General features: G+C 38.6%; 15 protein-coding genes. 10 read left to right on the top strand and 5 right to left on the bottom strand.

The window, feature by feature from the left end; translation table 11 throughout:
* Positions 1 to 71: 71 nt before the first annotated feature.
* From HMPREF1210_RS03930 to HMPREF1210_RS03910, 5 genes are all read left to right on the top strand, one after another.
* Positions 72 to 2,879, top strand: coding sequence for a 2-oxoglutarate dehydrogenase E1 component (locus tag HMPREF1210_RS03930; protein ID WP_016427311.1), 2,808 nt, complete (start codon positions 72 to 74; stop codon positions 2,877 to 2,879).
* A gap of 28 nt (positions 2,880 to 2,907) precedes the next feature.
* A complete protein-coding gene (gene odhB / locus HMPREF1210_RS03925) occupies positions 2,908 to 4,164 on the top strand; it encodes a 2-oxoglutarate dehydrogenase complex dihydrolipoyllysine-residue succinyltransferase (RefSeq protein WP_016427310.1) in 1,257 nt (418 codons plus the stop codon).
* Positions 4,165 to 4,434: 270 nt separating this feature from the next.
* Complete coding sequence (locus tag HMPREF1210_RS03920) at positions 4,435 to 4,632, top strand: DUF6501 family protein (protein ID WP_016427309.1); 198 nt, start codon at positions 4,435 to 4,437, stop codon at positions 4,630 to 4,632.
* A gap of 417 nt (positions 4,633 to 5,049) precedes the next feature.
* A complete protein-coding gene (locus HMPREF1210_RS03915) occupies positions 5,050 to 5,919 on the top strand; it encodes an AAA family ATPase (RefSeq protein WP_016427308.1) in 870 nt (289 codons plus the stop codon).
* Between the two features lie 10 nt (positions 5,920 to 5,929).
* Entirely contained in the window at positions 5,930 to 7,822 is a 1,893-nt protein-coding gene (locus HMPREF1210_RS03910) for a nitric oxide reductase activation protein NorD (RefSeq protein WP_016427307.1), read from the top strand.
* A 21-nt stretch (positions 7,823 to 7,843) separates the two neighbouring features.
* Here HMPREF1210_RS03910 and HMPREF1210_RS03905 read toward each other — a convergent pair whose 3' ends face one another.
* Both HMPREF1210_RS03905 and HMPREF1210_RS03900 read right to left on the bottom strand, forming a co-directional pair.
* Positions 7,844 to 9,028: a toxic anion resistance protein gene (locus HMPREF1210_RS03905; RefSeq protein WP_016427306.1), complete on the bottom strand. Its 1,185-nt coding sequence runs from the start codon at positions 9,026 to 9,028 to the stop codon at positions 7,844 to 7,846.
* Complete coding sequence (locus tag HMPREF1210_RS03900) at positions 9,003 to 9,677, bottom strand: 5-bromo-4-chloroindolyl phosphate hydrolysis family protein (RefSeq protein WP_016427305.1); 675 nt, start codon at positions 9,675 to 9,677, stop codon at positions 9,003 to 9,005. The genes HMPREF1210_RS03905 and HMPREF1210_RS03900 overlap by 26 nt, the downstream gene beginning before the upstream one ends.
* Positions 9,678 to 9,910: 233 nt before the next feature.
* Here HMPREF1210_RS03900 and HMPREF1210_RS03895 point away from each other — a divergent pair, with 233 nt between their 5' ends.
* The gene (locus HMPREF1210_RS03895) at positions 9,911 to 10,204 is read left to right on the top strand and encodes a DUF1033 family protein (RefSeq protein WP_016427304.1); all 294 of its coding nucleotides are present in this window, start codon (positions 9,911 to 9,913) and stop codon (positions 10,202 to 10,204) included.
* 215 nt (positions 10,205 to 10,419) lie between these two features.
* The gene (locus tag HMPREF1210_RS03890) at positions 10,420 to 10,620 is read left to right on the top strand and encodes a cold-shock protein (RefSeq protein ID WP_016427303.1); all 201 of its coding nucleotides are present in this window, start codon (positions 10,420 to 10,422) and stop codon (positions 10,618 to 10,620) included.
* Positions 10,621 to 11,192: 572 nt separating this feature from the next.
* Here HMPREF1210_RS03890 and HMPREF1210_RS03885 read toward each other — a convergent pair.
* Complete coding sequence (locus HMPREF1210_RS03885; protein ID WP_016427302.1) at positions 11,193 to 11,858, bottom strand: hypothetical protein; 666 nt, start codon at positions 11,856 to 11,858, stop codon at positions 11,193 to 11,195.
* A 107-nt stretch (positions 11,859 to 11,965) separates the two neighbouring features.
* Here HMPREF1210_RS03885 and HMPREF1210_RS03880 point away from each other — a divergent pair, with 107 nt between their 5' ends.
* Positions 11,966 to 12,451: a YkvA family protein gene (locus HMPREF1210_RS03880; protein ID WP_016427301.1), complete on the top strand. Its 486-nt coding sequence runs from the start codon at positions 11,966 to 11,968 to the stop codon at positions 12,449 to 12,451.
* A 39-nt stretch (positions 12,452 to 12,490) separates the two neighbouring features.
* On the opposite strand, the gene HMPREF1210_RS03875 is transcribed toward HMPREF1210_RS03880, so the two are convergent.
* Complete coding sequence (locus HMPREF1210_RS03875) at positions 12,491 to 14,098, bottom strand: ABC-F family ATP-binding cassette domain-containing protein (RefSeq protein WP_016427300.1); 1,608 nt, start codon at positions 14,096 to 14,098, stop codon at positions 12,491 to 12,493.
* Between the two features lie 124 nt (positions 14,099 to 14,222).
* On the opposite strand from HMPREF1210_RS03875, the gene HMPREF1210_RS03870 reads away from it, so the two are divergent.
* Both HMPREF1210_RS03870 and HMPREF1210_RS03860 read left to right on the top strand, forming a co-directional pair.
* A complete protein-coding gene (locus HMPREF1210_RS03870) occupies positions 14,223 to 14,837 on the top strand; it encodes an alpha/beta hydrolase (RefSeq protein ID WP_016427299.1) in 615 nt (204 codons plus the stop codon).
* Between the two features lie 191 nt (positions 14,838 to 15,028).
* Positions 15,029 to 15,682, top strand: a complete 654-nt coding sequence (locus tag HMPREF1210_RS03860) for a GGDEF domain-containing protein (RefSeq protein ID WP_231391048.1) — start codon at positions 15,029 to 15,031, stop codon at positions 15,680 to 15,682.
* Here HMPREF1210_RS03860 and HMPREF1210_RS03855 read toward each other — a convergent pair.
* Positions 15,648 to 15,971, bottom strand: a complete 324-nt coding sequence (locus tag HMPREF1210_RS03855) for a hypothetical protein (RefSeq protein WP_369757722.1) — start codon at positions 15,969 to 15,971, stop codon at positions 15,648 to 15,650. The genes HMPREF1210_RS03860 and HMPREF1210_RS03855 overlap by 35 nt on opposite strands.
* Between the last annotated feature and the right edge of the window lie 4 nt (positions 15,972 to 15,975).

Genomic DNA, 15,975 nt, shown 5'->3' with positions numbered 1-15,975 from the left:
GTGATAAAATAATGTAGATTATTAAATAGAAATAGGAAATGCCGCTTGGCAAAAGTTGGAGGGTTTTCTAAATGTCAAAAAACGGGTCACCGAACGGGTCACCATGGACTAAACTTTCTGGTCCGAATTTAGGTTATGTATTGGAAATGTACGATACGTTCATGCAATCACCAGAATCTGTTGACGCAGAACTAGGTGAACTTTTTAAACAGTATGGGGCTCCATCTACAGATGAAAATCTTGTCGATTTCTCTGCAGCTGGGCAAGTTGATCCGAACCATGTAGGCAAAGTATTGGCAGCTGTACAATTAGCTGACGCTATTCGCGCACATGGTCATTTAGCTGCGGATATTTATCCGTTAAATGATCGACCAAAAGATTCAACAAGATTGGATCCTTCTTCATATGGATTGACAGATGCTGATCTTATCGAGATTCCAGCTTCTTTATTAATGAAAAATGCTCCAAAAGATATTCAAAATGGCTTGCAAGTAATTGAGCATTTGAAATCTTTCTATACGGATAAGATTGCTTATGAATTCGCTCATATTATCAATCCACAAGAACGTCAGTGGATTCAATCAAAAATCGAATCTTCTTCTATGAAATTAACTTTATCGACTGAAGAACGTCAAGCGTTGCTTAAACGTCTTTCGGAAATTGAAGGATTTGAAAAATTCATCCATCGTACTTTTGTCGGTGCTAAACGATTCTCGATTGAAGGGTTGGATACCTTAGTCGTCTTGCTTGATGAATTAGTTCGACAATCCGAAAAATATCAAACGGAACAAATTCTAATCGGTATGGCTCACCGTGGACGCTTAAATGTCTTAACACACATTATTAACAAGCCATACGACATGATGTTTGCAGATTTTGCACATGTTCCAAATGAATCGTTCTTGCCAAAAGATGATTCATTGAAAATTACGACTGGCTGGTTTGGCGACGTGAAATACCACATGGGTGCAACGCATACTGCTAAATCTGGTCTAAAAGTAAAACTTGCTTATAATCCTTCTCACTTGGAAGTAGTTAGTCCAATCGTTACTGGACAAACTCGCGCAGCGCAAGAAAAAACGACAAAAACAGGTGTACCTGTTCAAAATCCAAAAGCAGCTTATTCCGTGTTGATTCATGGAGATGCAGCATTCCCAGGTCAAGGTATCGTAACGGAAACGTTAAACTATAGCCGTATTCGTGGATTCCAAACTGGTGGATCAATTCATATCATTGCCAACAACATGATTGGTTTCACAACAGAATATTACGATTCACGTTCAACTCATTATTCTTCTGACCCTGCCAAGGGATATGAAGTACCGGTTGTCCATGTTAATGCTGACGATGTTGAAGCAGTAATTGCAGTCGCACGTCTGGCATTTGAATATCGTGAACAGTTTGGTAAAGACATCCTAATCGATTTAATCGGTTACCGTCGTTTCGGTCACAATGAAATGGATGAGCCGTTGGTAACAAACCCAACAATGTATCATGCTATTCACAAACATCCAACTGTACGTGAACTATACGGCAAGCAATTGGTTGCTGATAAAGTTGTGGCAGATACAGATGTGAAAAAACTTGCTACTGACGTTCAAAAAACAATGCAAGCTGCTTATGATCGTGTAAGAGAAGTGCCTGAAGCAGTACATCAGGATATTGTCATCCCTGAAGTTGTATTGAATGGATATCCGGAAGTTCCTACAGGTGTGAAAGAAGAAACACTTGTAAAAATGAATGCTGAATTATTATCATGGCCTTCAGAATTCTCGGCATTTAAGAAACTTGAAAAAATTCTTAAACGTCGTGAAGAACCTTTTAAAGGAAAAGGAAAAATCGATTGGGCGCATGCAGAAACATTAGCATTTGGTTCGATTATCCAAGAAGGTAATCCGATTCGATTGACTGGTCAAGATGCTCAGCGTGGAACTTTTGCACACAGACATCTTGTTTTACACGATGAAAAAACTGGAGCAGAACTTGTTCCTTTACACCATATTTCAGATGCAAAAGCATCATTTGTGGTATACAACAGTCCATTGACTGAAGCAGCGGTTGTCGGTTATGAATTTGGATATAACTTAGAAAACGAAAAAGCATTAGTCATTTGGGAAGCACAATACGGGGATTTCGCAAACATGGCGCAAGTTATGTTTGATCAATTTATCTCTGCTAGCCGTTCAAAATGGGGTCAAAAATCCGGATTGGTCATGTTACTTCCACATGCGTATGAAGGTCAAGGCCCAGAGCATTCAAGTGCTCGTTTAGAGCGTTATTTACAAATGGCCGGAGAAAATAACTGGACAATTGCAAATCTATCAAGTGCTGCGAACTATTTCCATATTTTACGTCGACAAGCGAAAATGCTTGGAGAAGAAACGATGAGACCTTTAATTATTGTTTCGCCTAAATCATTGCTTCGTCATCCACTTGTGGGTGCTGAAGTAGCAGACCTTACAACTGGCCAGTTTGACACTGTTCTGGAACAACGAGGTCTTGGTGAGCAAACAGATAAAGTGGAAAGAATTTTATTGGCAAGTGGGAAAATGGCGATTGATTTAGCTGATAAAGTAAAAGATGGCAAGGATTTCGACCATCTTCACTTGATTAAAGTTGAACAATTATATCCATTCCCTTCTGAAAAAATTCAAGCAATTGTTGAACGTTATCCAAATGCAAAAGAAATCGCTTGGGTACAAGAAGAACCACAAAACATGGGCTCTTGGACATTTGCAGATCCATACTTACGTGATTTAGCTGGAACGAAGAGTGTTAGATATATTGGACGTGTGAAACGTTCAAGTCCAGCTGAGGGCGATGGTGAAACACATAAAACAGAACAATCCCGCATTATTGAAGAAGCCGTTTCACTTTAGAACGTATTGATTAGAGGAGGAAAATATAGTGGCAGAAATTAAAGTACCCGAATTAGCAGAATCAATTACAGAAGGAACAATCGCACAATGGTTGAAACAACCAGGCGATACAGTTGAAAAAGGTGAATTCATCGTTGAGCTTGAAACTGATAAAGTAAACGTTGAAGTCATTTCAGAAGAAGCAGGAGTAGTCCAAGAACTACTTTTTGCTGAAGGCGATACAGTCGAAGTTGGCCAAGTGATTGCTGTTGTTGGTGAAGGTTCAGGTTCTGGTAGCACGACTAAGAGCCCGGTTGAAGCTGATCCTGCAGAAGCTGACGCACCAGTAAAAGATGTTGAAGCAGCTCCTAAACAACAAGCGGCACCAGTTGCTAAAGATGAATCTTCTTCAACAGATCGCACAATTGCAAGTCCAGCTGCACGTAAACTTGCTCGTGAAAAAGGAATTGATTTACAAGCAGTTTCAACTGTAGATCCAATGGGTCGCGTTCGCGTACAAGACGTGGAAGCACACTCAAATGCTCCTAAACAAGCACCAGCAGCACCAACGGCTCCAAAAGCAGTTGCTGCACCAAAAGCAGACGATAGCCGTGTGAAACGCGAGAAAATGTCTCGTCGCCGTCAAACAATCGCTAACCGTTTGTTGGAAGTTAAGCAATCAACTGCGATGTTGACTACTTTCAACGAAATCGACATGACAAATGTTATGGCTTTGCGTTCTCGCAAGAAAGATAAATTCTTTGAAGATCATGATGTCCGTTTAGGATTCATGTCATTCTTCACGAAAGCCGTTACTTCTGCGCTTAAGAAATACCCTTATGTTAACGCAGAACTTGATGGGGACGAAATCCTATTGAAACAGTTCTATGATGTAGGTATTGCGGTATCAACTGAAGAAGGATTAGTTGTACCAATCGTTCGCGATACAGACCGTAAAAACTTCGCAGAAATCGAAGCGACAATCGGCGAGTTAGCTAAAAAAGCTCGTGACAAGAAGCTTCAAATTTCTGATATGACAGGTGGATCATTCACTATCACAAATGGTGGAGTCTTCGGTTCTCTAATGTCTACGCCAATTTTGAACGGTACTCAAGTAGGTATTCTTGGAATGCATACAATCCAAAAACGCCCAGTAGCTATCGGTGACGAAGTTCAAATCCGTCCGATGATGTATGTGGCTCTATCTTATGACCACCGTGTAATCGATGGAAAAGATTCAGTTGGATTCTTGAAAACTGTTAAAGAATTAATCGAAAACCCTGAAGACTTGTTGTTGGAGTCTTAAGAAATAGGAAGCAGCTTCGCATAATTATGCGAAGCTGCTTTTTTGTTTCGATTTGTGCAAACTTGAGGAGATTTTGTCATTTAATTGATTTTGTGCAACCTGGAAAGCGATTCTGTCTACCTGGAGCGGCAAACTGTCTACCTGGGAAAGCTTTCTGTCAACCTGGCCAACACTTTTCACCGGCTACTGAACGAATTATGAATGATGGATTGTTGATAATCTTTAAGTGCATGCTTATACTAGAGAGAGTAAGAATTGAGGAGATGAATTATGTTACATAATGTTTGGAAAGAGACACCTACACTTAAAACAGTCACTTGCGTTCATACAAACGCGGCAAAATTCTCTGTATCGAATGTACTGACTGTCGGAAAATCATATGAAGTAAAAAATGAAACAGAAGAGTTCATTTTCGTTGTAGATAATAGTGGTCACATCGGTGGCTTTTATAAAGAATATTTTGAATAACCGATGAATCTTTCATCGGTTTTTTTGTTTTTAGCTATGCTAACTTTTACAATTGATTTATATAAAAAATTGGGAATCTGCGCCCTTTCCGCGGACGAACTGACGAGCTCCTCACTCGTGCCTCACTGTGGGGTCTCGCCAGACCGTTTTTCCGCAGGAGTGATGCTTATTCCCATTATGTTAATAACATTAAATTTTGTAAAACAATGTTCATAATAAATAACAATCATTTGTTTGAGTGCATTTGCGCCTAGCATGCAAAGGAACGAAGGTTAAAAACGCCACGCAACAACAATTCATTTGGGCCAATGCGAAACATGCGGCTACCGCAAATGTACGATAACCAATAGAAAAAGTAGGACAGAGCTTAGTTTATGAAGAGGGGAGCCGTACGCTTTTCTTTAGGAGGAATAATAATTGGATGCACAATCACTGATTTTACAATCACAAACTTCTCGGAAACAGAGAACACATTCAGAAGATCATTCAACATTGATCGGACAAGGTGGGTATATGTCACCTTTACCTCATTTATGGGAGGATCTTTTACTGAGTGTTGTACTACAAAAAAACGTTTTACTGAAAGGACCTTCAGGATCTGGGAAAACGAAATTAGCTGAGTCAATTTCATTGTATTTCGCTCAACCAATGCACAGTATCAACTGTTCTGTTGACTTGGATGCAGAAGCACTTCTTGGCTTTAAAACGTTGGTGCAGGCTAATGGACAAACTAATATTGATTTTGTAGAAGGTCCCGTAATTAAGGCGATGAGATACGGACATATTTTATATATAGATGAAATTAATATGGCGAAACCTGAAACTTTGCCAATTCTGCATAGTGTCCTTGATCACCGACGTATGCTGACAAATCCTTATACTGGTGAAGTGTTGAAAGCACACAAAGACTTTACCGTAATAGCCGCAATAAATGAGGGATATATCGGAACTTCACCTTTAAATGAAGCATTGAAAAATCGTTTTATTTCTTTTGCCATCCCGTATTTAACCGGTGAACCCCTTCGAGAATTATTCGTTCGTGAATATCCTCAAGCATCACATAACCTGATAAAAACAATGCTTCATCTCTCTGAAGATATGTTCATTCAAGTTCAAAATGGTTTATTAAGTGAAGAAGCTGCTTCCATTCGCAGTTTACTTGATGCTACAGAACTTGCTCAACACATTGATCCACTTCGTGCAATACGTTATGCCATTGCGGAGAAGTTAGATGATGATAGTGAAAAAGAATTAGTCATGGAACTCGCGAATACTTGGGTGAAATGAGGGATGTTAATTGTCATCAGTCAATCGATTTATTCAATTTAACAATGAAACGGTAAATGCAAGACGAATGATTCAATTGGAACATTTAGCGAGAGCATTAAGCCGTGCACCGTATTTAACATTGACCGTTCGTAAATTGATGGAATTTCGTCCGAAAGAAGGCGCGATTTCAATGAGCCATTTTTGGCAACATCGGGAACCTGATATTGTGCAGAATGGACAACTGTCCGATTTGTATTTACTGACAGCTGGTTTTTGGAGCCATTTTGATCTTCCTTCATGGGATCGATACAAGAAAGAAGTCGAGCACTTTCCACTAAAAGAATTTGCTTTGCAGCTCGCTTTGAGTGCTGAAGAATTCAGACTTTCCAACTTGATCCGACAAGAACGTCCCGGTACCGACAAGGCATTTACTGTAAGGGAAGATGTCTATACGACCTACCATGAACAGCAAATGAGTGTCAATTTCAACAAAGGGTTTATCAGTGATAGTCTATTTAATTATTTGTATATAGCACTTCGTAAAGGTTCGCAAGCCACAGCGTTAACGGGAGATTATCCTGACTACTACCAAAGAGTCCTTGCAAAATGGGAATTTATTTACGATGCAAAATCAACAGCTGACTGCTGCAAAATCTGTCTGGAGATTCTCTATGTCTTGGAAGAAGAGTCGACTAAGGACTTGACTCATACGTTCATGACACTACATGAAAACTTAATGGAACCTGCTTTTGAAACCAAAGGTCAGCATGAAATCGATCAGCAAAATTCGGACAATCAAACTGCAAAGGAATCCATTGAAGAAATGTTCAGGTCGTGGCATCGTGAAAGTGAGAAACAGGCTGGGCCGCATTTAGAATTTGATTTATCAAAAGGAAATAAAGGGAAGACAGACAATGGCCGATTTGAAGAAGGGGAAGATTCCAATGAAATTCAAAGCGAAGGGGTCGGTTTTTCCAATTCCAATAAAAAATCGAAACAAGATGCCACAATAGATGGTAGTGCTGAAAAGAAATACTCGAAACAATCAGGCAAGCGATTCGGTGATGAGCATCAATTCGTGACAATTGAGGAAAAAAGAATAGATCTTCAAGAAGTTTCTTCGATGAAAAGCAAAATTTTAACCATTCGTGCAGAACAAAAGCCGTTTGTGAAAGCTTTTACAAAAGAAATGCGAAAACGGATTGATCAAAAGCTAGCGAGTAAACGGACAAATTTATCAAAAGGTAGGTTAATGCCGAACCTAACCTCATTGTTAACTGAACAGCGTCCAAAACCATTCTATAAAAAAAATAATCCATCGTTACCTTTAGATGCGGTTTTTGGCCTATTGATAGATAGCTCAGCTTCAATGATTGATAAAATGGAAGATACGAAAAAAGCCGTACTTTTATTTCATGATGTATTGCGGGATTTAGGTATTCGGCATGATATAGTTTCCTACTATGAAGATGCTTATGAAGCCTCAGAACTAAATCAACCTAATACATTTTTATTTTGTCATCAAGTGGAGGACGGTTTGAAGGATCATGCAGCTGAAATTCTATCGCTTGAAGCGCACGAAGATAATCGGGATGGCTTGGCTATTCGCTGGATGGCGGAAAGACTTCAGAAACGCCCTGAGAAGCATAAATTTCTTTTGCTTTTTTCCGATGGAGAACCTTCGGCTTATGGATACGCCGCAAATGGTATAGTTGATACAGCAGAAGCAGTCATTGAAATCGAGAAAAAAGGGATTCATATGCTTCATTTGTATTTAAGTGCAGAGCAACCTGTGGAAGAACAAATGCAATTATTTCAAATGATGTTCGGGCCAAGAACCGCAACTGCCAGAAATGTCGATGAGTTCACAACACAGACATTAAGACTGTTGCGACGAATGTTATATCTCGTAGTAAAGTGACACAATAAAAAACCGTCCTCATTAGCGAGGACGGTTTTCTTGTTCTTGATGGACGATTAACAATCTCTGTTTCAATTGTTCTTCCATACGTGCAATTTCTACTTCAGCCGCTTTACGTTTCACACGACCATCAGCTTGAATACGCAGTGTTTCTTCAATCGTTTGCAGCAAGTTTTCCTGCGTTTGTTTCAACGTCTCAATTTCTACAATGCCGCGTTCGTTTTCTTTAGCGGTTTCAAGACTGTTGATTTTCAACATTTCGGAGTTTTTCAGTAATAAATCATTTGTTGTTTTGGTTACTTGTTTTTGAGCTTCTACAGCTTTCATTTGACGGTTAAGTGTCAAAGCAATGGCAATCTGATTTTTCCATAATGGAATGGACGTCATAACAGATGATTGAATTTTCTCAGCTAACGTCTGATTTGTTTGTTGGATCATTCGAATCTGCGGAGCGCTTTGAATCGTGATTTGACGAGAAAGTTGTAAATCATATAGACGCTTTTCCAGACGATCTAAAAATTGAGCCATATCATTGACTTCCTGATAAGCCATTTGGTCAGAAGAAGCTTCCGCTTTTTGACGCAGGGCAGGGATTGTTTCATTTAGAATTTCATCCCGTTTGATTTCAGCCGCTGCAATATAAATATTCAATGCTTGAAAATACGCTTTATTTTGGTCATACAATTTATCAAGCATTTGAACATCTTCAATCAGGCCACGTTTGGAGTGTTCGAGTTGGATGCCGATTCTATCGATTTGAGTGCTCAGTTTTTGATATTTTGTCATTAATTCTTGAACAGAACGGGAGACTTTGCCGAATAACCGTTTAATCCCAGACTTTTTTTGGTTAGATAGTTCTTCAGGATTTAATTGCCCGAGCTTGTCCATCAGATCTTTCAAAATATCCCCTACAGGACCGATATCTTTCTTTTGCACATGGTCCAGCATCTGGTGAGAAAACGAAGACAATTCCGTTTGTGCATTGGCTCCATATGTGAGAATGGCTTCATAATTTCCTGCAGGTATTTGAGTAGCAAGAGCCAATGCTTTTTGCTTTTCTTCTTCGGACAATCGATCCAAAATCTTTACTGGAAGCTTTTCGTTGATAGGATCTTGTGACATCTTTTGAGGTTGCATATCAAAAGGTGAATGAAGTAAATCATCTATAGTTTTCGTTTGGTTAGAAGTCGATGGATTTTGAGTCATCTGGTGTTTCTCCTTTCAATAGTAAAGGTGATGCATGATTCTTCATTGAGATTTTGGCGAAATCTAGTTCCATTTTTAAATGTTCAATATCAGAAGACAACACTTGTCGAAGGTCTTGTTCCATTACCTGATTAAGTTCCAGCAAAGTTTCCCGTGTGTCCTGAAGGGCTATTTGAACATCTGCTGCTTTAACTGGCTGTGAAACAAGTAAAGTATATTTAGAAGTGAGTTCCACTGCAGTGTCCAGATGTGCATAGAAAAATGGCTCTGCTTGATAAAACTTTTTTGGATTGGTTTTGACAATTTGAAAAATACGCTTCGCCAAACGATTCATTTCAAAAAGTTGCTTAAATGCTCTTATGGAGCGAACTTTCAGGAAGTATCCATTTAATTGATTAAGTTTAAATTTCGCTTCTTTTAATTGCATTCTGATATGTCGATATTCAGCAAAGGTTAAACCATATTTGGAAACAATCAACCTTGATTGAACGACTTTGATTACTTGATTGGAGACAGCATATGTTCCAATCGCCAATAAGCCAGAAAGCATGAAGTTTAAATTTAATCCTGACTGAAATCCGATCCAACTACCTATAAATATAGGGAAACCGAGAAATTGTCGAGTTATAAAATATTTTATATCGATCATGTTGAAACCCTCCTTAAGAGTTCTTATCTAATACATACGGTTGGCGCAACAAAAGGTTTCATCCTTGTTATGACTAAACTTATATTAATTTTATCCAGTTATCAATCATTTCGAATTGTTATAAGGTTTATTGAAAAATGAAAGGGTGAAAAGAGAAACGAGCGAATGACTAGACGTTAGAAAATCGTTTGCTAAAATGAGATTAAGGATTGAAAGAAAAGGATGGATTAATCATGAATGAAATCATCTATATGAAAGCTGGCTACGAACCATGGTGGATGTTCTCTGGTTGGGAAGCAACCATCATTGAAAAAAAGGTGTTTGTGAATGAAGCAGAAGCGAGTATTTTTTTGAATTCACTGCTTGAAAAACTCAGGAAATCTTATCCAAATGAAGCGAGTCAAAAAGGAGCTTGTTGGGCTTTCTGGACAGAAGACGAACAGGAATTTTGTGAAGCGTGTGATGATGATTTACAAGTGTATCATGGCGTTTTGTGGCTCATTAATGGGATTCCTAAACAAATGTAAATGACATAAAAAGCTATGAAAATACAAAGAATAAAATTGACAGATGTTGGGCAAGTGATATAATATTCTTAACAATTGAAATTGTTTTACCGGAGACCTGAACTCACATATTTTCAGTAGTGATTGGCGTTTGCTGGTACTGTTGAATGTGTGGTTTTTTAGGTTTACAACAAATAATCACGATTGTTAACTTTATTTTTTTGGAGGTTTTGTTCATGAAACAAGGTACAGTAAAATGGTTCAATTCAGAAAAAGGTTTCGGTTTCATTGAAATTGAGGGAGAAAACGATGTGTTCGTTCATTTCTCAGCAATCCAAGGAGATGGCTTCAAAACACTTGATGAAGGCCAAAAAGTTGAGTTCGAAGTTGTCGATGGCAACCGCGGACCACAAGCTGCTAATGTAACTAAAGTTTAATTTAACAATGTAAAAGAGGCTTCCGAAATCGGATTGCCTCTTCTTTTTTTTTATATGACTTTGTTAACTTTCACGGTTGATGTCTAAAAATGGAATCTGTGCCCTTTCAGCGGACGAAATAGCAAGCCTACTCGGGCCAACAGGATGTTGGTCGCGAAGGCGTTGCCACAAAAATTGCATTTTCTGACGAGTAACCGCAGGAGCAGTCTTATTCTTTGCGACGAGTAACCGCAGGAGCAGTCTTATTCTTTGCGACGAGTAACCGCAGGAGCAGGGAGGTGGCGTTATTAGCCTTCGTTCCTTTGTACTCACTGCGGGGTTTTACCGCAGTAGTGGCACTCCTTTACTATTAACAATATGATTAACAGATTATCGAACACCATATTAATTAATGTTGTCGATATTAAAATAAAACGAAGATTTCATTTGCGACGAGTAACCGCTGGATCAGATCTTTCGAAGAATGAGACTGCAAGTATGTGGTTTTCATACTTGTTGGCTCATGCGGCAAGCGCAAATGTACGATATACAGCCATCCATTTAACAGGGTCTTGTATAAAATCCAGCATGAATCAGTCTATAGACTCAAGCGTAGAAGTCACGCTGAATTCTGTATCGTTGTCCTGCATGATAAATTCCCGTTTGATTTCACCGAAATCTTGAACAAAATATTTACGTTGGACCGCACCACTTTCGTCCGTTTTCTCTAACACAATGACATCGTCAAACGTTTTGTATGGTGTATCAAGTGTTTGGTCAATACTTACGACTGTCCATTCATCAAACGTTGTTCCTGGTTCAATTGGTGTTTGAAGAATTGTGGAAATGATAGGCAACGACTGCAGTTCTTCATCGGTAGGAGAGTATGTTTCATAATACTCAGCCTGCTCTTTAATTAAATGAATCGAATCCTCTGTAATTCGAAAAGTGCGGATTACGACTGTGCCACCGTTATCCTCATATACTGATACTGTATTATCATTGTGCCATTGAGTGCGTGCCTGATAACTGGCATATTCGTTGCCGTCACCTAAATATTTTGCAACAGATCCATCCTTCATAAAAAATCGTTTTAGATCGATTTTTTCTTCAGCAGAATCTTCGGTCTGAGGAACTTCTTCTCGAATTTCGTCTGATGGAGTACCGGTGTCAATAGGGGAGTCATCTGTAGATTTTTCACTACAAGCACTTAATAGGAGCATTAACACCAAAACTATGGGAAATTTGAATGCTGACATATCATGGACCTCCTCTAAGTAATTTATACAGTAGACGTTTGAAAGGGTCGAAACGTTTCAACCTTCTGTTTTTTTGGTATAGTAACTGGTATGGAAGGAGAATGATCATGACACAATATGAACTGAAACATGAACTGCCTACACCAAGAAAACAACAGGACTTTTATGAAAAATTACGCGAAAAAATTACCACATTTTTAGCAACACGCTCAGGTGGTGCGAGTAAATTTGCGCCGTATTTATTATTTGCACCTGATTTGTTTCATTTGCTCACAAAATCCATGCTGGATCAACGCATTGACGGGAAAAGCAAAGCTTTAATCGGAAGTGGGATTTTGTATTTTATTGCACCAATTGATGTAATACCTGAAGGTTTGATTGGGCCAGGTGGATTTATTGATGACATCATAGTGGCCACGTTCGTTGTAAATTTACTATTGAATAAATTTTCTCCTGAAATACTGGAAGAGCACTGGGTTGGTGATCAAAAGTTACTGGATGCCTTGAAAAAAATTTCCGAAACCAGCGATGGGCTGCTCGGTAAATTACCTGCACGATCATTACTTGGTCGATTTATAAAAAAATCAAATTAAAAAGTGCGAAGGAGAAATTCCTTCGCACTTTTATCTGTATTATGATTTAATTCCTTGTGCTTCTTTCCACTCTAAAAATTCATCAAATGATAATTGTTTATCCAAAATTGATCCATCAGGCATGATTTCAATTACACGATTAGCAATTGTTTGAATGAACTGATGGTCATGAGAAGTGAAAATCATTGCGCCTTTGAAAGCAATTAATCCATTGTTCAGTGCTTGAATTGATTCCAAGTCTAAGTGGTTAGTCGGTTCATCCAACAGTAAAACGTTAGCGTTGGCTAACATCATTTTAGAAAGCATACAACGAACTTTTTCTCCACCTGATAGTACAGCAGGTTTTTTCTTTACTTCTTCGCCAGAGAACAACATGCGTCCAAGGAACCCTCGTAAAAATGTTTCGCTTTCGTCATCTGGAGAATATTGGCGTAACCAATCAACTAAAGAATTTTCTTTTCCAGTGAAGTATTCACTGTAGTCGATAGGGAAGTATGAACGAGTAGTTGTGACACCCCAACGAATTGAACCTTCAACAGGTTGCACTTCTTCAGCCAATACACGTAGTAAAGAAGATTTTGCAATTGGATCACCGATCAAGATGATTTTGTCATCTTTATTTACGGAGAAATGAATGTTTTTAAATAATGTTTGGCCTTCATGTTCCATTGTAATATCTTGAACGGACAATACATCATTTCCGATGTCACGGCCCATTTGGAAGTTTACATATGGATACTTACGTGATGAAGGTCGGATATCGTCCAATTCGATTTTATCCAACATTTTTTTACGAGAAGTAGCTTGCTTAGACTTCGAGGCATTGGCACTGAATCGTGCAATGAACGCTTGAAGTTCTTTGATTTTCTCTTCTTTTTTACTGTTCTGATCTTGAGACATTTTTAATGCCAATTGGCTTGATTCATACCAGAAATCATAGTTTCCGACATACACTTGAATTTTACCGAAATCAAGATCGGCAATATGTGTACAAACTTTATTAAGGAAGTGACGGTCATGGGAAACGACGATAACAGTATTTTCAAAGTTGATTAGGAATTCTTCCAACCATTGAATCGCTTTTAAGTCCAGATGGTTAGTAGGCTCATCGAGTAAAAGTACATCAGGTTTGCCGAATAGAGCTTGTGCCAATAGCACTTTCACTTTTTCAGAACCAGTTAAATCTGCCATTTTTTTCGTGTGGAATTCTTCACCAATTCCCAAACCTTGAAGAAGGATAGCCGCTTCTGATTCCGCTTCCCATCCGTTCATGTCAGCAAACTCACCTTCAAGTTCAGCAGCACGCATGCCATCTTCATCAGAGAAATCTTCTTTCATATAGATGGCATTCTTTTCATTCATGACTTCATACAAACGTTTATGACCCATCATAACTGTTTCCAAAACAGGATACTCTTCATATTCGAAGTGATTTTGTTTTAGGACAGCCATACGTTCGTTCGGGTTCATGATGACATTACCTTCTTGTGTATCAATGTCACCTGATAAGATTTTAATAAAAGTTGATTTTCCCGCACCGTTAGCACCAATTAATCCGTAACAGTTACCTGGGTTGAATTTTATATTGACGTCTTCGAAAAGCTTACGATCTCCGAAGCGTAAACTTACATTACTTACAGCAATCATGTTTGAACCTCCTTATTTTTCACAATGCTTCTATTATATCATGAAAGGGTATAAGAATGCTCAAACTTTAAGAGTGGAATATATCTTGAATTCAAGATAAAATGAAAAGAAGGAGGGGATAACGATGAATGAAACACATCAACACATATTTATTGAAGGAACAAATAAAAAAAACGTCTTGATATTGCTACACGGTACAGGTGGAAATGAACATGATTTGATTAATCTGGGAAAACATATCGATCCGACAGCATCCTTACTTGGAGTTCGTGGAAATGTTTTGGAGGGGGACATGCCACGATACTTCCGCCGTCTAGCAGAAGGTATTTTTGACGAGAAAGATTTGTTTTACCGCGCAGAAGAACTCCATACGTTCCTTAAGGAAGCTTTATCGCATTATGCACCGAACACTGACCTTGTCACAGTTATTGGCTATTCCAATGGAGCAAATATTGCAGCAACATTGCTGATGAAATATGAGAAAATTGTCGATCGAGCGATTTTATTCCATGCAATGGTGCCATATCGAAACAACACAGTAAAAGAAATACAGAATGCACATATTTTTATTGGGGCAGGAACAAATGATCCCATTATTCCTCAAAAAGAGACGCAGGAGTTAATTGATGTATTACGTGTTCAAGGCGCTAAAGTTCAGGAAAAATGGTATAACAACGGACACCAATTGACAATGAAGGAAATACAGGATGCACGTGATTGGTATTCCTTAATTAGGTAGCCTTAATTTTTGCTTTCAGTTATAATAAGTGTATTAGATAGTTGGTGTATTATGGGTAATATGGAAAAAGTGTTTGAAACGCCTTTTCATGAAATGACTTGGAATGGACCTATAATTTTTATGCACCGGGTATTGGACAACGGAAAACAAGAAGTAGAACATATATCTCCAAAATCGTTGGGTTTTGGGTCGTGGAAAATCTTTGGAGCGTGACAATCGAGATTCGCAAAGCGCATGATTGGACACATATCGATATTACCGAGCGAAAAGAAATTGAGATTTTGCTTCATAGGAGCCATGAGGAGTTGGAACGTTTGGTCGAACAAGTAAAGGAGCTTTCCATTACCGATCACTTAACGTCACTATTTAATCGACGGAAAATGGTGGAGGAAATCCGTAAGGCTCAAAATCGTTTTGAAGTGAGCGGACAGTCTTTTACTTTGGCGATATTGGATCTGGATCATTTCAAGAACATCAACGATCAATACGGGCATACATTTGGGGATATTGCCCTCCAAACTTTTGCCAGCCTATTAAGACGGAAAATTCATGATCTGAATGTCGTTGCGAGGTGGGGGGGAGAAGAATTTATTATTCTTTTTCAAAACAGCAACACGCAGGAAATTCACCGTCAATTACTTTCAATACAAGATTGCTGCAATGAAGAATTGTTGAAATACCGAATGGATCCAGTACCGTTATCATTTTCGGCTGGTGTGCATGAATATGATATCCAGCAATCACTGGAAGATTTATTGAAACGTGCAGACCAAGCGCTTTACATCGCAAAATCGCTTGGACGCAAGCAAATTATTCTTTATGAGAAAGGACTTCCAATTGTGTAAGTGGAAGTTCTTTTTTTTGCAACCATTCGTCAACCCACTTCATTTCGAGTGGTGACTTGCGATTTATGTAGGATTGCAGCGTTTGCAGCTGCTCATTTACCAACAGTTCCATTTCAACATAATCTTTTCTAGTTGGATATCGATTGTCTATCGATCCTTTTGTAGTAAATATAAAATAATAGGACCCTATCGTCCTGAATACGAGAATCATATTTGGAAATTCATCAAAAATAGCTTTCACTTGGTATCTTTTCGTGTAACTCCATTGAATGAGTTTCAATTTATTCACCCTT

Source organism: Paenisporosarcina sp. HGH0030 (genome assembly GCF_000411295.1).
Classification (GTDB): Bacteria; Bacillota; Bacilli; order Bacillales_A; family Planococcaceae; genus Paenisporosarcina.
Note: the sequence above shows the minus strand (reverse complement) of the source record. Positions and strands in the feature narration are given on the sequence as shown.